The organism is Haematomicrobium sanguinis DSM 21259, from assembly GCF_000688395.1.
Lineage (GTDB): Bacteria > Actinomycetota > Actinomycetes > Actinomycetales > Micrococcaceae > Haematomicrobium > Haematomicrobium sanguinis.
Window position 1 is genome coordinate 77092 of record NZ_JIAG01000011.1, and the last position, 21499, is coordinate 98590.

At 61.2% G+C, this 21499-nt stretch carries 22 protein-coding genes; 3 read left to right on the forward strand and 19 right to left on the reverse strand.

Annotated features, from left to right (window positions below):
• Positions 1-39: 39 nt before the first annotated feature.
• The 6 genes from metG to O148_RS0110700 form a co-directional block, all read right to left on the reverse strand.
• Entirely contained in the window at positions 40-1647 is a 1608-nt protein-coding gene (gene metG, locus O148_RS0110675; protein ID WP_084157262.1) for a methionine--tRNA ligase, read from the reverse strand.
• Between the two features lie 136 nt (positions 1648-1783).
• Positions 1784-2548, reverse strand: a complete 765-nt coding sequence (locus O148_RS0110680) for a hypothetical protein (RefSeq protein ID WP_051620109.1) — start codon at positions 2546-2548, stop codon at positions 1784-1786.
• Complete coding sequence (locus O148_RS16165) at positions 2545-3471, reverse strand: ABC transporter ATP-binding protein (RefSeq protein ID WP_051620110.1); 927 nt, start codon at positions 3469-3471, stop codon at positions 2545-2547. The genes O148_RS0110680 and O148_RS16165 overlap by 4 nt, the downstream gene beginning before the upstream one ends.
• Positions 3468-3866, reverse strand: coding sequence for a GntR family transcriptional regulator (locus O148_RS16170; RefSeq protein ID WP_084157263.1), 399 nt, complete (start codon positions 3864-3866; stop codon positions 3468-3470). Before O148_RS16170 ends, O148_RS16165 begins: the two co-directional genes overlap by 4 nt.
• Positions 3867-3943: 77 nt before the next feature.
• Positions 3944-4600 carry a GNAT family N-acetyltransferase gene (locus O148_RS0110695; protein ID WP_026530900.1) on the reverse strand — a complete coding sequence of 219 codons (657 nt, stop codon included), beginning with the start codon at positions 4598-4600 and terminating at the stop codon, positions 3944-3946.
• Positions 4600-5280: a GNAT family N-acetyltransferase gene (locus tag O148_RS0110700; RefSeq protein WP_035745873.1), complete on the reverse strand. Its 681-nt coding sequence runs from the start codon at positions 5278-5280 to the stop codon at positions 4600-4602. Before O148_RS0110700 ends, O148_RS0110695 begins: the two co-directional genes overlap by 1 nt.
• A gap of 87 nt (positions 5281-5367) precedes the next feature.
• Here O148_RS0110700 and O148_RS16175 point away from each other — a divergent pair, with 87 nt between their 5' ends.
• Positions 5368-6063 (forward strand): DedA family protein, encoded by a 696-nt coding sequence (locus tag O148_RS16175; protein ID WP_240470851.1) that lies wholly within the window; start codon positions 5368-5370, stop codon positions 6061-6063.
• Positions 6064-6075: 12 nt separating this feature from the next.
• Here the strand turns inward: O148_RS16175 and rdgB are convergent, their stop codons facing one another.
• The 6 genes from rdgB to clpS form a co-directional block, all read right to left on the reverse strand.
• Positions 6076-6738, reverse strand: a complete 663-nt coding sequence (rdgB, locus tag O148_RS0110710) for an RdgB/HAM1 family non-canonical purine NTP pyrophosphatase (protein ID WP_026530902.1) — start codon at positions 6736-6738, stop codon at positions 6076-6078.
• Positions 6735-7493 (reverse strand): ribonuclease PH, encoded by a 759-nt coding sequence (gene rph, locus O148_RS0110715; protein WP_026530903.1) that lies wholly within the window; start codon positions 7491-7493, stop codon positions 6735-6737. Before rph ends, rdgB begins: the two co-directional genes overlap by 4 nt.
• 22 nt (positions 7494-7515) lie before the next feature.
• A complete protein-coding gene (locus tag O148_RS0110720) occupies positions 7516-8331 on the reverse strand; it encodes an MBL fold metallo-hydrolase (RefSeq protein WP_026530904.1) in 816 nt (271 codons plus the stop codon).
• Positions 8328-9245, reverse strand: coding sequence for a glutamate racemase (gene murI / locus O148_RS0110725; protein ID WP_035745842.1), 918 nt, complete (start codon positions 9243-9245; stop codon positions 8328-8330). The genes O148_RS0110720 and murI overlap by 4 nt, the downstream gene beginning before the upstream one ends.
• Before the next feature lie 75 nt (positions 9246-9320).
• Positions 9321-9875: a DUF2017 domain-containing protein gene (locus O148_RS0110730; RefSeq protein WP_026530906.1), complete on the reverse strand. Its 555-nt coding sequence runs from the start codon at positions 9873-9875 to the stop codon at positions 9321-9323.
• A complete protein-coding gene (clpS, locus tag O148_RS0110735) occupies positions 9875-10177 on the reverse strand; it encodes an ATP-dependent Clp protease adapter ClpS (protein WP_026530907.1) in 303 nt (100 codons plus the stop codon). The genes O148_RS0110730 and clpS overlap by 1 nt, the downstream gene beginning before the upstream one ends.
• Positions 10178-10203: 26 nt before the next feature.
• Here clpS and O148_RS0110740 point away from each other — a divergent pair, with 26 nt between their 5' ends.
• Together O148_RS0110740 and O148_RS16180 are read left to right on the forward strand one after the other, a co-directional pair.
• Entirely contained in the window at positions 10204-11529 is a 1326-nt protein-coding gene (locus O148_RS0110740) for a nicotinate phosphoribosyltransferase (protein WP_035745844.1), read from the forward strand.
• Positions 11530-12026: 497 nt separating this feature from the next.
• Positions 12027-12593, forward strand: a complete 567-nt coding sequence (locus O148_RS16180; protein WP_051620111.1) for a hypothetical protein — start codon at positions 12027-12029, stop codon at positions 12591-12593.
• 56 nt (positions 12594-12649) lie between these two features.
• On the opposite strand, the gene O148_RS0110750 is transcribed toward O148_RS16180, so the two are convergent.
• The 7 genes from O148_RS0110750 to O148_RS17170 all read right to left on the reverse strand — a co-directional run bounded on the left by O148_RS0110750 (position 12650) and on the right by O148_RS17170 (position 21302).
• Positions 12650-14428 carry a DEAD/DEAH box helicase gene (locus O148_RS0110750; protein WP_026530909.1) on the reverse strand — a complete coding sequence of 593 codons (1779 nt, stop codon included), beginning with the start codon at positions 14426-14428 and terminating at the stop codon, positions 12650-12652.
• A gap of 107 nt (positions 14429-14535) precedes the next feature.
• The gene (locus O148_RS0110755; RefSeq protein ID WP_157374619.1) at positions 14536-14859 is read right to left on the reverse strand and encodes a DUF3039 domain-containing protein; all 324 of its coding nucleotides are present in this window, start codon (positions 14857-14859) and stop codon (positions 14536-14538) included.
• Positions 14860-14953: 94 nt separating this feature from the next.
• Complete coding sequence (gene nagB / locus O148_RS0110760; protein ID WP_026530911.1) at positions 14954-15736, reverse strand: glucosamine-6-phosphate deaminase; 783 nt, start codon at positions 15734-15736, stop codon at positions 14954-14956.
• Positions 15737-15781: 45 nt separating this feature from the next.
• The gene (locus O148_RS0110765) at positions 15782-17377 is read right to left on the reverse strand and encodes a hypothetical protein (protein WP_026530912.1); all 1596 of its coding nucleotides are present in this window, start codon (positions 17375-17377) and stop codon (positions 15782-15784) included.
• Positions 17359-18123 carry an ABC transporter ATP-binding protein gene (locus O148_RS0110770; protein ID WP_026530913.1) on the reverse strand — a complete coding sequence of 255 codons (765 nt, stop codon included), beginning with the start codon at positions 18121-18123 and terminating at the stop codon, positions 17359-17361. The genes O148_RS0110765 and O148_RS0110770 overlap by 19 nt, the downstream gene beginning before the upstream one ends.
• Positions 18124-18201: 78 nt before the next feature.
• On the reverse strand, positions 18202-19176 hold the full coding sequence (locus O148_RS0110775; RefSeq protein ID WP_240470852.1) for a co-chaperone YbbN: 975 nt from the start codon (positions 19174-19176) through the stop codon (positions 18202-18204).
• A gap of 65 nt (positions 19177-19241) precedes the next feature.
• Positions 19242-21302, reverse strand: coding sequence for a DUF8094 domain-containing protein (locus O148_RS17170; protein ID WP_157374620.1), 2061 nt, complete (start codon positions 21300-21302; stop codon positions 19242-19244).
• Positions 21303-21499 lie beyond the last annotated feature (197 nt).

The window sequence follows — 21499 nt, forward strand, 5'->3', positions numbered from 1 at the left end:
TGTGTGGGGATGAAAACGCGGTACGGGGATGTCTGGCGTTTAGGCTTCGTACTTCGGGAAGACCGGCTCGGGCGCCGGCAGTTGCGTTCCCGGCTGAAGCACGACGGCGATACTCGCCACATCCCGCGCCTCGCCTTCGGCTTGGCCCAAGAGGGCAAGGAGTTTCGCGGTGGAATCCGGCATGAACGCTTGCGTCAAGAGTGCGGCAACCCGCAACACTTCCAGCGTCACGTAGAGGACGGTGGCCATGCGCTCCGGGTCGGTTTTGCGCAGCACCCACGGCGCTTGTCCGGCAAAGTATGCGTTGGCATCGCCCAGCACCGCCCAAATCGCTTCCAGAGCACGGGAGAATTCCTGTTTCTCCATGTGCGCGCGAACCGGGTCTAGGAGTGCGTGAGCGGCATCGAGAATTGACTGGTCTTCGGCAGTGAACGCTCCGGGCGTGGGAACCACACCATCCAGATTCTTGGCCACCATGGACAGCGAGCGCTGCGCCAGGTTGCCAAAGTTGTTGGCCAAATCTGCGTTCATCCGGCCCACGATCGCGTCGTGCGAGTATGAACCGTCCTGCCCATACGGCACTTCACGCAAGAGGAAGTACCGCAATTGGTCCAGACCGTAGGTGTCGACGAGTTCCAACGGATCCAACGAGTTTCCGGTGGACTTCGAGAGCTTCGCGCCGTTGTTCATGAGGAAGCCGTGAATGATGATGCGCTGCGGCAACTCGAGTCCAGCGCTCATCAAGAACGCGGGCCAGAAGATGGCGTGGAAGCGGGAAATGTCCTTGCCGATGACGTGCAGGTCGGCGGGCCAATAGTGTTTGAGCGACTCGCCCTCGTCGTCCCAGTCCGGGAACCCGGTGCCGGTCAAGTAGTTGGAGAGCGCATCGACCCAGACGTACATGACGTGCTTGGGATCGCCGGGGACCGGAACACCCCAATCAAAACTGGTTCGCGAAATCGAAAGATCCGTCAGGCCGTTCTTCACGAAACTGATGACCTCGTTGAAGCGATAGCTCGGAGCGGCGAACTCCGGCTGCTCCTGGTAAAGCTCAAGCAATTTGTCCTGGTAGCGGCTCAACCGGAAGAAGTAGGACTCTTCCTCCGTCCACGAGACCTCTGTCCCCGTCTCCTTCGCGCGGCGCACTCCGTCCTCACCGAGTTCGGTCTCATCGTCGGCCCAATACGCTTCGTCGCGGACCGAGTACCAGCCCTCATACTTGTCGAGGTAAATGTCACCGTTCGCTTCCATCCGGCGCCACACTTCTTGCGCGCTTGCGTAGTGGTCCTTGTCGGTGGTGCGGATGAAACGATCGTAGGTAATGCCGAGCGCCTTATCCAGGCCGATAAACTGCTCGGCCAGACCATCCACAAACTCCTGGGTGGGTACGCCCTCGCGCTCGGCGGTCTGCATAACCTTTTGCCCGTGCTCGTCGGTGCCGGTCAAAAAGCGGACGTCAAAGCCGTCGAGTCGCTTAAACCGCGCCATCACATCCGCGGCAATGTATTCGTAAGCGTGCCCGAGATGAGGGACGCCGTTGGGGTACGCGATCGCGGTGGTGATGTAATATTTTGGCTTCGAACTCACCCTGAAAACTGTACCCGCCCTCGACTGTGTAGCAGAAAGTGCCCATGTTTGTGTCAACATGGGCACTTTCTGCTACACAGTCGAGGCTTGGGGTGGGGTGGGTTGCGCTCGGTGGCCGCCACACAATGGCGAGGAACGACGGCGGCGCCTCACCTTGGCAAGGTGAGGCACCGCCGTCGTGGTTCAGTGAGTGGCGCTACGGCGTGGCCCTGCGAAGGATCGCGTAGGAGACGAGCGCCGTCACGGCGGCCACCGCGATGCTCCACAACGCCACGGTGCCCGGGGTTTGCGCGCCGAACCACGCGCCGACTTGGGGCCACAGCTCGTTCCAGGTTGCCAGCGCCACGCCCGCCACGAGCACCACACCGAGCACGGTGCAGGAGAGCACTAGACCCAACGCGCCCCACCTCTTGTACACGGTGGCAAAGGCGAAACCAAGCATGCACAGCACCAGGGCAAGTCCAAAGACGAGGCCGAGACCTTCGTACCAGGGGTAGTCGCGGACCCAGAGGCCGAAAAAGGTGGCGTGAGATCCCCAGCCGTCGGTCGCCCGCTCAATCAGACCCATGACAAAGAAGAACACAGAAAGTGCCGCGGCGAAGAGCGCGAACGTGGCGACGCTGCCGATGTAGAAGGAGCGGCGAGACACGCTCATGCCCTGCGAGAACGGGAAGGTGTAGGACATGGTCATCACACCGACCGGGACCAAATACCAAAACACGGCTTGGCTTCCCGCGAGCGTGCTGTTTTCGCGGGCGGCTTCCGGGATGAGCAGCCAGATTGTCAGCGAGAGCAAGAACGAGCCGGCGATAATGATGAGCGGCGTCCAAATGAACGTCATCTTGTTCACCAACTGCATCCGCATGATTGCCCAGGTGCGGTTGATCGACCCGGACCTGCGAGCGTTCGGGGAGGGCGCGACTCCCCCGACGTCGGTTGAATTCACGGTTGCGGTGCTCATGATGCCATCTCCATCGTGGCCTGGGCCGGGGACTTCCCGGCGAATTCGTCTTCTTGGGCGGCCAGGGACTTCCGGACCACCAACTGTTGCAAGGACACGGGCCCCAACTCCAGGCCGAGCTCGATGGCCCGGGTGCGGTCTGCCGCGTTCAAGGTCCCTAGCGCCGTGGTCGAGGCCATGGAAGCGAACCGGTCGGTGTGCAAAACCTCGTGTCCGGCCACAAACTGCTCCACCACATTCGCCGGCCCCACCACGTTGAATGCTTGGCCGCGGACACTGTCGGCGTCGTCATTCATCACGATCCTGCCCCGCTCGATCACGATCACGTGCTCGAGAAGGTTCGCGACCTCATCGATGAGGTGGGAAGAAAGCACTATAGTGCGCGGATGCACCGCTTGTTCGGCAATGAGGCGATCGTAAAAGAGTTGGCGGGCAACGGCGTCGAGCCCCAAATACGGTTCATCGAAAAAGGTGAGCTCGGCTCGCGAAGCCAACCCGATAATCACCCCGACAGCGGAGAGCTGGCCGCGGGAGAGCTTCTTAATCCGGCGCTTGAGCGGCAACTGGAAATCTTTGACCAGGGCGCTTGCCAGTCCCTCGCTCCAGTTCTCGAAAAACATCGACGCGGCCTTGAGCGCCTGGCTCGCGGTGAAATCATCAGGGTACCGTTGCGATTCGCGAATAAAGCACATCCGCGAGAGCACCTTGTTGTTTTCATAGGGCTGCATGCCGAACACCTCGACGGTACCGCTCGTCTTGAAACCTTGAGCGGTCAGGATCGACATCAACGTGGTTTTCCCGGCGCCGTTGCGCCCCAGTAGCCCGTAAATCTTGTCCTTCTCCAGCGTGATGCTGACGTTATCCAGCGCTAGCACGCTGCCGTATTTCTTAGTCAAATCGCGCATTTGCGCCACGGTGTTCATTTCATTTCCCCTTGTGCGGTGGTGACTAGGTCGGCGGCCGTATCCCAGTTTTCGGTGATCATGGTGGAGACCTCGCGCGCGCTCAGCCCCAGTTTGGCGGCCTCGGCGACGAGCGGTTGCAGGTATTGCGCGGTGAACTCTTCGCGCCGTTGGGCCATCAGTTTTTCCTTTGCTCCCGGCGCCACGAACATGCCGATGCCGCGGCGTTTGTACAGAATCCCCTGATCAACGAGCCGGTTGATGCCCTTGGCTGCGGTCGCCGGATTGATGCGATAAAACGCGGCGAACTCGTTGGTCGAGGGGGCTTGCGCCTCTTCGGCGAGCGCGCCGGAAATGATGTCATTGGCGATGATCTGAGCGACCTGCTCAAAGATCGGCCGGCTGTCATCAATCATCGCGCCAACCTGGTTGGTTCATTACTCATGTAACTAACCATAGAAGTGCTGGTGCCGCGTGTCAAGGACGGTGTTGTTCAGGCGATGCCCAGTTGGCGGCGCACTGCGTCGGTAAACCCCTCGACGCGCAACTCCCACTCCGGGCGGAGCACCGTGTCTGCCGTGACGCGGTAGCGATACTCCGTGCCATCGTGCCCGGTCCCGGGGGCGTGCCGGGCGGTGCCGTTCGGCACGTAGCCCACCTTCCGGCTCACCGCGTGCGAGGCGCGGTTGGGCCCCCACGCACCGCTGGTGAGTTCGGTCAGCCCAAGATAGTCCAGACCAAAAAGCACGACGGCGATGCGCGCCTGGGTGCCAAGCCCCCTCCCCTGGTACTCACCAGAGAGCCACGAACCGGAGCCGACAGAGCGTGTGGTGACGGGGTCCTCGCCACGGAGGTTTTGTTGGCCGATGATCGTTCCGCGGTGATGGATCGCAAAGGCGAGATTCCACTTGTGAGCGGAAAACGCGGCGCGCTTGCCCCAGTCATTGCGGGCCGAGTTTTCCCGTAATTCTTGGGGCGGCTTAAGCGCCCAATTGGAGGCGAAGGGCACAAAGTCTGCTGTGTGAATTCCGCGTTCAGCTGCGGCGACGAGGCCCGGCAAGTCCTCGTCGCGGATGATGCGCAAATCGAGGTCGGGCGTGTGCAGGCTCAGTCCGAAGAGCGGCCAGATGTCCACCAGGGTGAGGGTCATTATTCGATGGGGCGCCGCGCGCTTCCGAGGCCGAGTTGGGCTGTGACCTTGTCGGTGAACCCGTCCACGCGCAATTCCCACTCTGGGCGCAGGAAGTGCTCGGGTGACATGCGGTAGTTTTGCTTAATCCGATATCCCTCTCCCGCGGCTTGCCGTTCAATGCCGTTGTCGAGATAGCCCAGCGACTTACTGACACCGTTGGAGGGCCCGTTGTCTTCCCACGCATGCGTGATGGCTTCGCTCGCGTGCAGGTGATCGAAGGCGAACATCAGTACTGCGGCGCGCATCTCTTTTCCGATGCCCAACCCTTGGTACTGCTGAGCCAACCACGATCCAGTGGATACATTCCGGGTCCGCGCAAAGTCCTTGGCCATCAAGCCTTGCGATCCCACGATGTGTCCGTCGAGGTGGATGCCGAACTCTACGCTCCAGTCATCCGGTGTGAGCGAGGAGCGCCGCCCCCAATGGAATTGCGCGGTGTTTGCCGGGAGTTCCGCCTTGGGCTGAGTGGCCCAGGGAAAGTCGAAGGGTTGATACGCCGGGTCATGCACGCCGCTGAGGGCGCACTCAATAAGAGCGGGCAAGTCGTGATCGCGCACCGGCCGCAATTGCAGGCGCGGGGTAGAGAGTTCGAGGCCAAAAAGCGGCCACACATCGACCAGATTTACGGTGCCCTCCAACACTGCCTCCCAATTCCCAGTATGTTCCCTGCCACAAACACTGCCACAATTCGGGTCGCCGGGTGTTTTAGACACTACCCTTGAAAGGTGCCTATATCTGCGTCTGCGCCCCAAGCCATTGCCGTGCAACCTCCCACCGGCCTCTTGCCGGACTGGCTAGATCCCTCGGTTTTCCTCGCCGACCCGGCGCTCGCGCCGTGGATTGTGCTGGTTGTCTGCGGGATTGTCTTCGCCGAAACCGGGCTTTTGGTAGGCTTCTTTTTGCCGGGCGACTCGCTACTCTTTACCGCGGGCCTGTTTGTCGCCACCGGCGTCATTGACTTTAATATCTGGCTCCTGGTGGCCCTGATTTTCGTCTGCGCGGTCGCGGGCGACCAGCTGGGATATTACATCGGCCACAAGGTGGGTCCCTCGATTTTCAACAAGCCGGAATCCCGCTTCTTCCGCCAGGAGTACGTGGACAAGGCGCACGCGTTCTTTGAAAAGCACGGCGGCAAGGCCGTCATTCTGGCGCGATTTGTGCCGATTGTGCGCACCTTCACCCCGGTGATCGCCGGCACCGCCCAAATGAACTACCGGACCTTTATCTCCTTCAACGTCATCGGCGGCCTGCTGTGGGGCGTCGGCGTGACATTGCTCGGCTACTTCCTGGGCGGCTCGGTCCCATGGATCGGCGAGAACATCGACATCATCTTTATTGTCATTGTGCTCGTTTCGGTCATCCCGATCGCTGTCGAGTTGCTCCGCGGTACTCGCAAGCCCAAGGATCCCCGGGCAAACTAAGCCCTAGCCCAACTAGCGCGCGGTGTCCTCGGACACGAGCCGCAGGTATTCCACCACGTGCGGCACAAGCGCCCGGAACGCCTTTCCGCGATGGCTAATCGCGTTCTTGTGCTCCGGTGAAATTTCCGCTGCGCTCTGGTTCAGTCCCGCTGGTACAAAAATGGGGTCGTAGCCAAATCCGCCCGCGCCGCGCGGCGTGGTGATCAGGCTCCCGGCCATCTCGCCGCGCTCGGCAATTTCTTGGCCCTCCGGCGTCACGAGCGAGGCGACACACACAAACGACGCGGCGCGATGTTCTGGCCGAACATCGGCGAGCTGAGCCAGAAGGAGATCAAGGTTTGCGCGGTCATCGCCGTGCTTGCCGCTCCAGCGCGCGCTAAAAATACCGGGCGCACCGCCCAGAATAACGACGGCGAGGCCTGAGTCATCCGCGATGCTCGCCACACCCGTGTGGTTGGCAACCGCACGAGCCTTAAGCAATGAGTTTTCTTCAAAGCTGACGCCGTCTTCTTTGACATCCGGGGCGCCGACCTCGGCGGCACCGACTACCGCTTTTTCTAGATCGAGCTCCGGCAAATGCTCGGCAAGGAGAGAGCGGAGTTCACGAATTTTGCCCGGGTTGTGGGTGGCGAGAACTAGGAGAGGCTTCTCTGCGGTGGCCTTTTCCAGGGTCACGCGGATTCCAGGGTTTCGCGTTGAATAACGGCGAGTTGCTCGGTGCCCTTGAGCGCTAAATCGAGCAACTGGTTCAACTCGTCGCGGTCAAAAGGTGCCCCTTCCGCGGTGCCTTGAACCTCGACAAACTTTCCGGATCCGGTCACCACCACGTTCATGTCCGTCTCGGCCCGCACGTCTTCCACGTAGGGCAAGTCCAGCATGGGAACGCCGTCGATAATGCCGACCGACACAGCTGAGACGGTATCGGTCAGCGGCTTCGCGTTGGGTTTGACGATCTTCTTTTCCTGAGCCCATTTCATGGCTTCGGCGAGCGCAACATATGCTCCAGTGATGGCCGCGGTACGGGTTCCGCCATCGGCTTGGAGGACGTCGCAGTCCAGCACCACGGTGTTTTCGCCGAGCGCTTTCGTGTCGATGACGGAGCGGAGCGATCGTCCGATGAGTCGAGAGATTTCATGGGTGCGTCCGCCAATTTTGCCCTTGACCGATTCGCGGTCGCTTCGAGTGTTAGTGGCGCGAGGGAGCATGGCGTACTCGGCGGTGACCCAGCCGCGGCCTTCGCCCTTGAGCCAGCGCGGCACACCTTCGGTCACCGATGCGGTACAGAGGACACGGGTGTTGCCGAATTCGATCAACGCCGAACCTTCGGCTTGGGCCGACCAGCCCCGCGTAATGGAAATGGGGCGCAGTTCGTCAGGAAGGCGCCCGTCGGCGCGAACGGTGGAATGTGCAGAAGGCGTGGTGCTAGTCATGCGTCCAGCCTATCCGGATGCGCTAGGGAGATTCGACTCGATCCGGCACTACCTCGTAGTGCACTCCGGCAATTGCGGCTGCGACATCCAAGCCGTAAGTTTCGCGGGCTTCGGCGAGGACGGTATTGGCGTCAGTCCATGGCGGTAAATGCGTCAGGAGCAAGCGTTTCGCTCCGGCTTCGGTCGCGGTTTGCCCTGCGCGTTTTCCGGTCAAGTGCACGCCGCGAACCTCGTCGCGACCTTCTTGGAATGCGGCTTCGCACAGAAACAGATCGACGTTGTGGGCGGCCTGGACGAGCTCGGGTGAATAATCGGTGTCGCCCGAGTAGCACAGTGTGACGGTGCGCTCTTGACCATCGATGACTTCCGTACATTCCACACGCATCGAGTAGGGTTCGTCGTCCGCATGGTTGGCCGGAATCGGGGTGACCGAGAACGGTCCCACCGTCACCGCTTGCCACGGCGTCCAGCGGATGAAGTCGAATTCTTCTCGCATGCCGGGGTCCAGGGGCAAACCGTATGCCTTCGCCATGCGATCGGCGGTGACGGTTGGCGAATAGACCGGGATGCGGTCTTTCGGCCAACCTGCGGGGTCCCAACGTACCGCCACGTGCAAACCGCACAGGTCCATGCAGTGATCGGGGTGCAAGTGAGAGAGCATGACCGCGTCAATGTCATAGAGGTCCATGTACCGCTGCAAGTTCCCGAGGGCTCCCGATCCGAGATCTAGCAAGATTCGCCACGTGCGTTGACCATCGTGAGCGGTCAGCAAGTAGCACGATGCCGGAGAGGAAGGACCGGGAAAGGAACCCGAGCAACCAACAATGGTCAGTTTCATAAGGTTCCTTCCGCGCTGACAGCGCGCTCCGGTGTGACGATCGGCATCAGTCCGGTCGGGTATCGGGCGGCAATGTGATCTGCGTGGTCGACGGTCTGGACAACGGGACCGAGGAAGCGTTGCGCGAGGGTCCGGAACGAGTCCGGATCGCCGGTAGCGAGGAATTGGTGTTCGGCGGCGGCACCGGATTCGCGTAGGAGATTCTCTTGCACAAGCACTTTGTACAGATCCTTTGCTGATTCTTCGGCGCTGGACACCAATGTGACGTCCTCCCCCATCACCATCGAGATCACACCGGTGAGAAGAGGGTAGTGCGTGCACCCGAGCACGAGCGTATCCACGTTCTGATCCTTGAGCGGCTGAAGGTACTCTTCGGCAACCTTGATCAGTTCCGGGCCCGTGGTGATGCCGTTTTCGACGAACTCGACAAAGCGCGGACAGGCCGCGGAAAAAATGTTCACGTCGACGGCCGCGGCGAAGGAATCCTCATAGGATCGCGACGAGACAGTTGCTTGGGTGCCGATCACACCGATATTGCCGTTGCGCGTCGCCGCGACGGCGCGCCGCACCGCCGGCTGAATGACCTCGACGATCGGTATGCCGCGCCGCTCCGTGTAACGTTCTCTGGCGTCCCGAAGGACCGCGGAGGATGCTGAATTACAGGCGATGACCAGTGCCTTGACGCCCGCATCGACGAGTTCATCCATGATTCCCAGTGCAAAGGCGCGAACGGTGGCCAGCGGCAACGGACCGTACGGGGTATTTTTGGTGTCCCCCACGTAAGCGATCGACTCTTGCGGGAGCTGATCCAAGATGGCCCGCGCCACGGTCAGGCCACCAACCCCCGAATCAAAGACACCGATAGGAGCGTCTGTGGACAAAGACGCAAATTGCGGATGCGATGAACTTTTCATTGTTAACAGAGAGTAGTTGCGATAGCGGCGAGTGGCTAACTTCCGGCTACAAACACACCGGTGTGCTTGCTCACACTAATCGCGTTCGTCCACCATGATCGCGCCGACCAAAGACTCCTGCATGGCGGTCAAAAAGTGGTAGATCAGCGTGAGGTAGGAATCGACGTCGGTCACATCGGTGGCGTCGGTGATTCCCTGAAGCTTTTCGGCGTCCTCGTCGGTTTCTAAACCCAGACGAGCAGCAATTACCAGGCGCACATCGGTCAGCGCCTTCACAAAAACCATGGCCTGCTCCGCGCTCAAGGTGAGCGAATCCCCCTCCGCCAGGTACTGCGCAGCGCGGAGGTTCGCCACCTTTGCCTGCCGGAGCGAGCGCTCGGTGAGCCTTCGAAATTCCAAGGAGGCATCGCCGTCGTTCTTCACCGCGTCCGGAAGGAGGCGCGCCACGGCCGCGTCCGCGGGCCGTTCCACTTCCTCATCCAGACCCACCATCGCGGCGAGCGGATCGTCATCGGTGGGAATCTCCAGCATTTCGATGACGTCGGTGAACAGCTTGGAAAGCAACTGCTTTTCGGCGGGTTCGAGGTGAGCAATAATGCCGCGTGGGGTGCTCTTGAACTCGGAGGACACTATGCTTGATCCGCTTTCTGGTAGGTGGCCCAGAGGCCGAATTCGTGCATGGCCTGGGTATGCCGCTCGGCTTCTTCGAGCGGACCGGATGCGACGACCGCCTTGCCCTCTTGGTGCACTTGGAGCATGAGTTTGTCCGCCTCGACTTGGGAGTAACCGAAGTATTTTTGGAACACCATCGAAACGTAGCTCATGAGGTTCACCGGGTCATTCCAGACAATGACCACCCAGGGAACATCGGGTTCAAGCTGTTGTTCCGAGGTGCTTTGAGGCGTGACCTCCGGCAATGCGGCGACGTTCATACCCACATCCTATTAGGCTAGGGATCGTGAGCAACGTGACTTCCGGGGCGCCATCGACCGCGCTTTTGACAGATAAGTACGAATTGACCATGGTTCAGGCCGCCATGGAATCGGGCACCGCGGAGCGTGCCTCCGTGTTTGAGGTGTTTGCGCGCAGGCTCCCTGAAGGGCGCCGTTACGGGGTGGTCGCCGGGACCGGGCGCGTTTTGGAGGGCTTGGAGCGGTTCCGATTCACCGATGCGGATTTGGAGTATTTGCGATCCGACGGCGCATATTCGGCCCAACTGTTGGACTGGTTGGCGGACTACAAGTTCTCCGGCGACATTTTCGGTTACGCGGAGGGTGAAGCGTATTTTCCGAATTCGCCCATTCTGATTGTGGAATCCACGTTCGCCGAGGCGTGCCTGTTGGAGACCTTTATCCTCTCGGTGCTCAATCATGATTCGGCGGTCGCGTCGGCGGCGTCGCGGATGAGCGGTGCGGCGGGCGGCCGGCCGTTGATCGAGATGGGTTCGCGGCGCACCCATGAGGAAGCGGCCGTGGCGGCCGCGCGTTCGGCGGTGATCTCCGGTTTTGGAAGCACGTCTAATTTGGAGGCCGGTCGGCGTTATGGGCTGGACGTGGTGGGGACCGCGGCGCACTCCTTTACCTTGTTGCACGATTCCGAGCGTGAGGCGTTTGAGGCGCAGGTCAAGGCGTTTGGCCCGTCAACGACCTTGTTGGTGGACACGTATGACGTGGAACAGGGGGTGCGGACCGCGGTGGATGTTGCGGGGCCGTCCTTGGGCGCGGTGCGGCTTGATTCCGGGGATTTACTCGATCAGGCGCGTTGGGTTCGCGCGCTGTTGGACGATCTGGGTAATCGGGACACCCGGATTGTGGTGACCTCGGATTTGGATGAGTACGCAATTGCCGCGCTGCGGGCGGCACCGGTAGATGCGTACGGTGTGGGGACTTCGCTCGTGACCGGGTCCGGCGCGCCGACTGCGGGGATGGTGTACAAACTGGTGAGCCGCGCGGATTCGCAGGGTGTTCCGGTGTCGGTGGCCAAGGCGTCCAAAGACAAGGTGTCTGTCGGTGGCCGAAAGTACGCGTTGCGTCGGCTCAATGAGGACGGTGTGGCGACGGCCGAGGTGATTGGCATCGGCGAGCCGCCAGCCTCGGATAGCAATGACCGCGTGCTGTTGAAACAGTTCATGTCTGCTGGCAAGCTAGCGCCCGGTTTTGTGGGTGCGTCTGCGGTGGTGGATGCGGCAGCACATCACGAGGCGGTCATGGCTGAGCTGCCCGCGAGTGTCACGAAGCTGCAGCGCGGTGAGCCGGCGATCCCGACCGAGTTCGAGAACTCCTGACCCTCCCTCGACTATGTAGCACTTAATGCCCATGTTTATGAGTAGCATGGGCATTAAGTGCTACACAGATTCAGAGTTGTGGATAACTTGACGCTTGAATTTGTTGACGCGCGCATACTGATCAAATGCGAAGGTCACCTTTACCTCCCGGATTAATTACGACGGCGTTCAGCACCTTGGGTGCCCGGCTCGCCGGAGTTTCGGCCAAGAGACTGCGGGCTTTGGATCTCGACTCGCCCGCCCGCGGCATGCGGGTCGTTGGCGGGGTTGAATTGGATCCCTCGTCGCCAGGATCTGGCTGGCTGGAACTCAACGACTACAGTTTCTACTCGCACATATCGGCAGCACGCATTTGGGGTATTCCGCTTCCGTTCAGATACCTTGACGACAAGCGCATTCACGTAGCACGACCCCGTGAAGTTCAGCCGTTACGGCGGGACCCCGTGGTTGGTCACCGTCTAGACCTTTGTCCTCGCGACATTGTGAGACTTCGAGGCGTGAAACTCACATCCCCGGAGCGAACGTGGCTCGACTTGGCCCGATCGTTGAGCCGGGATGAGCTGGTTGCGGCTGGCGACTATTTGGTATCCGAGTACGTGCGCTCAACGTCGGTTGTGCGCGAACCGGTCGTTTCGTTGCCTGACCTGCGAGCGGTTCTGAATCGGTACAAGGGCGTCCCCGGGATCGTCAAAGCGAGAGTGGCCATTGACGATGTTCGGGTGGGTGTCGACTCGGCACAGGAAACACGTGCGCGGTTGCTAATAGTGCGCTGTGGGTTTCCAGAACCCGAGGTCAATGTTCCCATTCGCGACCCTGAAACCGGTCGCACGCGGTGGCTCGATATGGGTTACCCGCAACTGAAATTGGGACTTGAGTATGAAGGCGACCAGCACCGCGAGCGCGATCAATGGGACTCGGACATCACTCGTGACGAGATAGCGTCTCGATTGGGCTGGCGTATTCTCCGAGTGACAGCGCGCCATCTTTCTGGAACGCATCCAGAGCTTATTGATCGTCTTGACCGGATTCTCACTCTGCCCCCTCTTCCTCCCTCGACTGTGTAGCAGTTAATGCCCATGTTTGCACGAACATGGGCATTAACTGCTACACAGTCGAGGGGTTACTTGCGGCCGATGAACCAGTCTTGGAGCTTCTTGAGGCGCGCCTGCAACTGAGACTCGTTCGCCTGGGCCACGGCCGGCCCGCCACACAGCCGCCGAAGCTCGCTGTGAATCACCCCGTGCGGCGTGCCGGTGCGCGCCGACCATGCCGACACATTCTTCGCTAGCTGCGAGCGCAAGTCCGTCAACTGCCGGTGATCGACCCCGGTGAGGTTCTCGGCGCCCGTCGGCTTCGCATTCTTCAACCGCTTTTGCTGATCCTGCTGACGCTGCCGGAGCAAGATTCCCACTTGATCGGCATCCAGCAACCCCGGGATTCCAAGAAACTCCTGCTCGTCTTCGCTGCCCGCATCGGCATGCGTACCGAACTCTCCGCCATCGAAGAGTACCCGGTCAAAGGACGCCTGTGACTCCAGCGCCTCAAACTTTTGCCGCTCCAGCAGGTCGGAGGCCTTCTCCTCGCGCTGCGCCTGATCCATCAGCGCTTCTTCGGGGATGAAATCCTCTGGTTCGATAACCCGGTCCAGGGCGTGATCGCGTTCCTGCTCAAGCTGGTTCGCCAAAATCAGCAGTTGCGGCACCGAGGGCAAAAACACCGACGCCGTTTCACCGCGCTTACGCGAACGGACAAAGCGCCCCACAGCCTGGGCAAAAAACAGCGGCGTGGCTGTGCTGGTGGCATAGACACCCACCGCAAGTCGGGGCACATCCACACCTTCGGACACCATGCGCACGGCCACCATCCACCGCGCGTCACCCTCGGAAAACGCCTCAATGCGGCTCGAGGCCTTCGCATCGTCGGAGAGAATCACGGTTGCCGCTTCCCCGGTAATCTCGCGAAGCCGCTTGGCATAGGCGCGGGCGTCCTCGTGATCGGTGGCGATCACCAGGCCGCCGGCGTCCGGCACGGTCTGGCGCACCTGGGTCAAGCGTTTGTCCGCGGCCGCGAGCACCGTGGGAATCCACTCGCCTTGCGGGTTCAGCGCGGTTCGCCAGGCCTGGGAGGTGATGTCCTTGGTGAGCGAGGCTTCACCGAGCGCGGCAGCCACTTCTTCACCGGCGCTGGTGCGCCAGCGCATGTGCCCGGAATACGCCATGAACAATACCGGGCGCACCACGTGATCGCGCAACGCCTGCGAGTAGCCGTACGTGTAGTTTGCCTTGGAGCGGCGAATGCCATCGGCGTCCTGCTCATAAGTGACAAACGGAATCGCGGCAGTGTCGGAACGGAACGGGGTACCGGTGAGCGCCAGGCGGCGGTGCGCCGGATCAAAGGCATCCCGAATCCCATCGCCCCAGGACAGCGCGTCGCCGCCGTGGTGGATCTCGTCCAGAATCACCAGAGTCCGCACGGCCTCGGTTTTCGCACGGTGCACCGCGGGATTCGCCGCAACCTGGGCATAGGTCACGGCCACGCCATCGAAATGCGCGCCATGCTTGCCGTCCGCGTTCTTATAATTGGGGTCCAGCGCAATCCCGACGCGCGCGGCGGCATCGGCCCACTGACGTTTCAAGTGATCGGTCGGTGCCACCACAATAATGCGGGAGACGGTTCCGCGGCTCTTCAGCTCCGTTGCTACCTGAAGCGCAAAGGTCGTTTTACCGGCACCGGGGGTTGCGACCGCAAGGAAGTCCTTGTGAACGCTCGAAAAGTAGGATTCGAGCGCCTCGCTCTGCCATTGGCGTAGCTTGGTCGCCGTGCCCCACGCCGCGCGCTCCGGGTAGGCCGGTGGGAGACTCTGGTGCGAGGCAGGCACAAAGAGACTCTCTTGCTCCACGGCGGTAGAACTCCTTTACCGATGTCGCGGACTGATCACAGACGGAATATGGACAAAACACTCACACGGAGGCGCACTTGGCGACCCCGCTGGCAACGAAAGACGCGCTACTCAGGCGAGTTATCGCCGTCGTTCTTCCCGTTGTCCCCCGGGATTAAACCTTCATAAATTGCCTTGCACTGCGGGCACACCGGGAAGCGCTGCGGGTCGCGGCCGGGCACCCACACCTTGCCGCACAGCGCGATGACGGGCTCGCCGGAGAGCGCGGACTCAAGGATCTTCTCCTTGCGCACATAGTGCGCGAAGCGCTCGTGATCGCCGGGCTCGACTTCTTGGCGAATCTCTTCGCGCTCCAGCGTCGCGGTCCCGCCGCGGGACGGCTCGGGAGCCGAAGACGGAGCGGAGGGGTCGCTCAGGGGGTTTTCGCTCATTGTTACCGGGCTCATTGATACAGGCAACCAGGTCATGCTTTCCCTCTTCTCGCGTGTCGGCGTGCTCATCAATTCTAGCGTGCGCGGGTTGCGCTCACAGACCCTGCCACTCCGGTTTGTTGTCATAGGTGTGGCGATAATAGTCGGCAAGCTGCAGCGCGCTGGCCGCCGCCTGATCCAACATAATCGTGGCATGTGGGTGCATTTGCAGGATGGAGGCGGGGCACATGGCTGCGACCGGCCCCTCGATCATATTGTGCACGGCTTCGGCTTTATTGGCGCCGGTCGCGATCAACGTCACATGCCGCGCGTCCATGATGGTGCCCAGCCCTTGAGTAATGACATGGTGCGGAACCTGATCGATGCTCTCGAAAAACCGGGCATTGTCGCGTCGGGTTTGCTCGGTCAGCGTCTTGATGCGTGTGCGCGAGGCGAGCGAACTGGTCGGCTCGTTGAACCCGATGTGGCCGGTGGTGCCGACTCCCAAGATTTGGAAGTCCACTCCCCCGGCGGCCGTCATCGCTTCCTCATAAGCGGCGCAAGCGGCCGGTATGTCGGTGGCCATACCGTCCGGGGTGTGTACGTTTTCCGGGAGCACGTTGACCTTGCTGGTGAACTCGCGTCTGATGACCTCGCGGTAAGACTCCGGGTGGTCGGAGGGTAAGCCTACGTACTCATCCAGCGCGAAGGCGCGGACCCGGGAAAAATCGACCAGCCCGTCCCGGTAACGCGAAGCAAGCGCATCATAGGTGGGAAGCGGCGAAGACCCCGTGGCAAGGCCGAGGACGGCGTCCGGCTTGCGGTTGACCAATTCCTGTACCGCTTGCGCCACGCGATCGCCAATTTCCTCGCGGTCTCGCAGAATAATGACTTCCATTCCTGCACTTTCTCCTGAGTTACTCTCGTTGTTGCTCGGCGGCCGCTACCTGTTGAGTGCGACGCTCGCCAACAGTTCTGGGGCACGCCGGTCATAGCTTGCGCCGCCGGTGCGGATGCCAAACCACAGTACAGCCGAACCCCACAGGAGTCCCACTGCCAACACGATCCACTGCCACATCATCTGACCGCTCATAAGCGCCACAACCGTGGGAATGATGAGCGGCAATCCCAGAATACCTACCGCCAGGGTCGAAGCCAGGCTTGTGATGGCGGCGCGGGCTGCGGTGCCCGGCGGAGTCTTGAACGGGCTGTCACCGGGTAGCGGCGTGTTGTAGGTGTAACGCGCGGACACCACACTGGAGACGCCGAGCGCAATGCCTAAGAGCCCAAGACTGACACCTACCGAGAGCACAATCTTGGACCAATCCCCGGTGATCAGCGGCGGCACAATCCAGGCTAGGAGCATCAGCGGCAGGCCAATGGTCGCCGCACCCAAAACGCGTCCGGCCCGGTCCGCCCGACCGCTCACCCCGGTTGACACATGCAGGGCGAACGCCGTGTTATCGAAGGAAATATCCGCAATGATCCCGTACCCCACAAAGTACGCGACAATGGCGCCCAGCATCCAATAGAGCCCGATCCCCGGCAGTGCTTCGCCGCGGCCGCCGCCCGAGCCCCAGAACCAGAGCAAAATCGCAAAAAGCGGCAGCATAAACAGCGAAATCGAGTACCGCGGATCCCGGAACCAATAAGTGGTGGCCCGCGCGGCGACCGCGCCGGTGGGCGTGGCCGGAAAACGGGCAAACCAGCCAAGCTTCCCGGCGGCACGCTTGGTCACCGCGTTCACCGGCGGGTTCTCCAGCGCGCGGGAAAGCATGCGTGACCACAGCCAGGCCAAAGCCAGTAGAAATACGACGGCGATGAGGCTCACCAGAGCGGCTTGTCCCGGATTGCCCGCCGCTATCGCGGCGGGAATCGCCCAGGGCGCACCCAACGGGGTCCAGGCGAGGACTTGGGCGAGATCCACCAGGAAGGCCGGGTTGGACGTCGCGGCCGCAACAATACCGGCGATAATGGGGCCTAGGAGCACAAGCGGGAGAAAAAGAATGATTTGCGAGACGTCCTTGAACCGCCGCGAGTTCATGAGTTGCGCTGCGGCCGTGGTCGCCAAGCGCGAGGCGACGATGCAGGTCAGCAGTCCCAGAACGGCGGCGATCGGGCTGACCAGGGCCGCGGCGGGAGATAATTGCGCATAGGCGACGGGCTGCCCAATAAGAGTCACGAGAATCATCGCAATCCCAGGAATTCCCACAAAGCTTGAGAGCACCAGTCCCGGCACGAGCTTATTCATCGGTATGCCGAAGGTGGCAAACCGCGCCGGATCCAAGGTGAGGTCAACGCCGGTGACAAACACCGGAATGATGATCCACCCCAGGATCATGGCACTTCCGAGCAAGATCCAGCCCGTGGGTACCGCCTCGGGATAGTCGCGGCCAACGGCGACCATGGCCGTGATCGCCATGGAGACCACACCGAGGGCGCAAACCGCCCCAAGAATCACGCCGATGGCCTGCCACTTGCTACGTTTTAGACCGTTCTTGAACAGTGCCCACTTGAGAGCTACGAGTTTCGCAACCACTCTAGCCCCTCCGTCTCGTGACGACCGCCAACCAATTCGACGAACCGGTCCTCAAGGCTCTTTCCGTCACGGACCTCTGCAACGGTCCCGGCAGCGCGCACTTGACCGTGATCAATCACGGCCACGTGATCGCACATGCGCTCCACCAGATCCATCACGTGCGAGGACACAATGACCGTGCCGCCCGAGAGCGCAAAGGATTTGAGGATGTCGCGGATATTGGCGGCCGAGACCGGGTCCACGGACTCAAAGGGTTCATCCAAGACCAACAGCTTCGGCGAGTGGATCAGCGCGCACGCGAGTGCGACCTTTTTAGTCATACCGGCCGAGTAATCAACAACCAAAGTTCCCGCATCATCGGCGAGGTCGAAGGCTTGAAGGAGATCCTGGGTGCGCTGAGCGACCGTATCCCGGTCCATCCCGCGCAATAAACCGGCGTAGGTTATGAGCTGTTCCCCGGAGAGCCGGTCAAAGAGACGAACGCCATCCGGGAGAACTCCCATCTGCTGCTTTGCCTCATTGGGGTTCTCCCACACATCGCTGCCGTACACCCAGACCTTCCCGAACTCCGGGCGCAATAGGCCGGTTGCCATGGAAAGCGTGGTGGTCTTGCCAGCCCCATTGGGGCCGACCAAACCATAAAAGGATCCGGCTGGCACATCAAGATCGATACCGTTGACGGCGATCTTGTCCCCAAAGCGCTTTCCGAGTCCGCGAATGACAAGTGCAGGTTGTGATGAACTCATGCTTTGACGCTATCAAAGCACTCCGACATTCACCCCACCCGAAGGGATGATTACATAGGAAGGGCGCGGGCCCGCAACTTAGAAGAGGAGCGAAGCCAGCTTTCCGCGAGCTTTCACGACGCGCTCGTCTCCGGCTCCCACCAGCGCAAAGAAATCGACGAGCCGCGACCGAGCGGCCTCGCGGTCCTCGCCAACATGAGCGCCAATGAAGACCAGTAACCGGTTAAAGGCATCGTCAACATGACCGCCCACCATGTCCAGATCGGCCACCGCCAATTGCGCCTGAAGGTTATCCGGTTGACCGGCTCCCGCTTCGCGGACTTCGGCCGCGTCCATGTCCGCGGTGCGCTTGAGCAGGCCCACCTGATGCAAACCAACTTGAGCATCCTGATCCGCCGGGCTCTCGGCCAACGCTTTACGGTATGCCTCTTCGGCGGCCCGATAGTCGCCCTTTTCAATGGCGTCAAAGGCCTCCTGGTGCAACGGAGGTAAAGGCGCGTCCGCTCCGCCGTCCTCGGCGTCGCTCGCCTCCCCGGGTAGCCGCCCGGTCACCCCTTGCTGCGCGGCCAGTGTCATCAACTGCTGCAGGAGCCCGGCAAGTTCGTCTTCGCTGATCGGGCCGCTAAAGAGCGGCACCGGTTGGTTCTTGATGACCGCGACGACCGTTGGCAGCGCTTGCACCGCAAACGCCTGCACAATATTGGGATTCGCCGCCGCGTCCACCGCAGCGAGCAAGAGCTTCCCCTGCGCCGCGCTGACCACCTGATCCAAGAGACCGAGCACGTGCGACGATTCGTTCTGCGCCGGATCCACCACGGCAACTAAGACGGGCACCTTGGAGGATGCGCCGATCACTTGCGGGAAGCTTTGCTCGGTCATGGTGACCGCCCACGGGTTGCCGTTGTCGCCACCTGCGCCGGCCCCGCCGGCACCAGCCCCGCCAGCGCCGGGAATCGCGCCCTTGCGCGCCCCCAGCGTTGACAGGTCCACGGCACCGCGCAAGTTCGCCGCATTCATCGACGGACCGGGCGCTCCATTCATCGAACTACTCACAATGCTTCTCCAAACTCGATTTCAGTGACATTCGCCCGCAAGCACCGCGCCTGCTGACCAAGAATCTACTGATCAAGAATACGGACTCGCAACAGCTCTTGCGTCGCGGCAAAGAGCTTCAACGGATCCTTGCTTCCGGCCGGCGGCACATAGAGCGCCACGGATTCCCCGAAGAACTCCTCCAACGGCTGATTGGTGCTGTCGGTGCCCAGAATCTCTTGATAGTTCTGGAACTGCAAGGTTGAACGGTTGACCGGAGTGGTCGTCATCAGGTAGTTCAGGTACCCGATCACCACGGCACCGCCATCGGATGTGGAATACGCGTACACCTCATTGCCCGGAGCCGCATGCTGAATCGACACCTCGGAAACGGCCTCGCCCTCGGCATTGGTGCTGCCGTCTATGCGGTCTTTCTGTGTCTTGTCCACAAAGTCCAGGTATTGGTTGCCTTCGATGCTGTCCTTTTGGTCGCCCGCAGGATCGTTCAGCCGCCCCGCAAGAGTATTAATCGCGTCATTGGGGGACATCGCCAAGCCTTCGGCAGAGGCCGGATCGAGTCCGTTCGCGCCCAGGCTGTCCAGATTTGGCTTCGGGAACACGCCGCCGGGAAGCATCGGCACGGACTCGATGATCTTGTAGTTATCGCGTGCGGATTCTTGCCGGAACAAAATGATCTGTGGGACGGTATTGTTTTCGCCCTGCGTGACGGCCACAAACGAGCGCGGCCACGACTGTTCGCCGCCGTCGGTCACCGGGATGTTGTAGGAAAGCAAACGCTCGGCCGCGATCGGTGCGAGGGGAACCGTCCCTTCCACCTTGGCTCCGACCTCATAATTCGCCTTGCGCATGTAGTACGCGACACCGGCAAATCGCGGCGCGATCGTCTGCACGTTCTTTTCCGAATCGCCGCGTGCGGCCACTTCTTCGGCAGAGGCGAGAATCGACTTCAATTGCGTGTCGGTAATGAGCGGGAAGGTCGAGCCATCATCGGCGCCCGGGGTGTCATCGGTGGTTGTCGGTGTGGGTGCCACGCTCGCCGATTCGGTGGGCGCTGGCTCTGTTGCCGTCTCGGCGTTCGCCGCTCCGGCGGGCGTCACCAGGCTGAGCGCAACCAAAAGTACGACGACGCCCCTCGCCCGCTTGCCCAAGGCACCAAACATTTCGGTCATCTTGGGCCGGGTATTTCCGCTCGCCGGCTTGGGCGAAGGCACCTCGGGCGAGCCTGCGGCGTCGCCGGCAGGCTTGGGTGCCGGAGTGTCGCTCGGCTTTGTTCCGGACGCGCCCGCGGTTGTACTGGTCTTGCCTGTGCTGGTTTTATCTGTACCAGTCTTATCGGTGCCGACCTTTTCAGCGCCGGTCTTCTCGGTGCCAGTATCCCCTGGCTTGCCAGTCGGCTTGTCCGCCGATCCATCCCCGGGGCCCTTTACCGGCGAGGACTTCCCGGCGGCCGCTCCGGCCGCCGCGGGAGCAGGAATCTTGGTCAGCGGACCGGTGTGCGCCTTTTCCCAGGCTCTCGTGCCCTCATTGGGCTCTTTGTTCTTGCCGCGACCGGTGAGGAACATCAAGCCAATCCCGAGAAGCGCAATCAGACCGCCAATAATAATAAGCGGAATGGCCCACTGATTGGTGTCGGTATTGGCATAGCGCACCGTGAGTTGGGATGGTGCCGGAGCGGTCCCGTCGGTAGCGACGAGCACGGACCAGTCACCCGGAGGGAACTCTTCCCAACGGTACTCGAGCGTATTAGTACCCTCTTCTTGCTTGACCCACAGGTCTGAGCCGCGAGGATTGGGCGTGGACGCCTCGCCCTCGGTGAACTTGCCCTGCAACGTCTTATCTTCAATGCCGGTGTAGGTGTAATTCGCCGCCGGACCGACCCAGGCCTTGACGTCGGAGGAGCGCCCAATGGCCAGCACCATGTCGCCCTCGCCCTTGATCTGCACGTCGACGTTACCCTCGGACACCTTGCCAATGGCCGAATCGAGGACCACTACGGGAGCTTTCTGGTCGATGGTTTGAGTCACCTCGTTGTACTCCGGCGGAGCCCACACGGTTTGTTGGGCGATGCCGAGCGCACCGACCACGAGGCCAATCAAGAGTAAAGGTAGCCCGAGTAAAAGTCGCACAGTTGTCCAATCACTATCAACAGTCTTATTAAGCAATGGTAACGAACGAGCCTGAAAGGAGCATGATCGTGTGGTATGCGGCACATTTGACGCGGTATTTGCCTGAGCGTCCCCGGCCCATTTAAAAGGTATTCTCAAAAAGGAATGATATGCAGCGCATCGCGGCAAGCAACGCCACAATAGATGTGCTCAAGCGG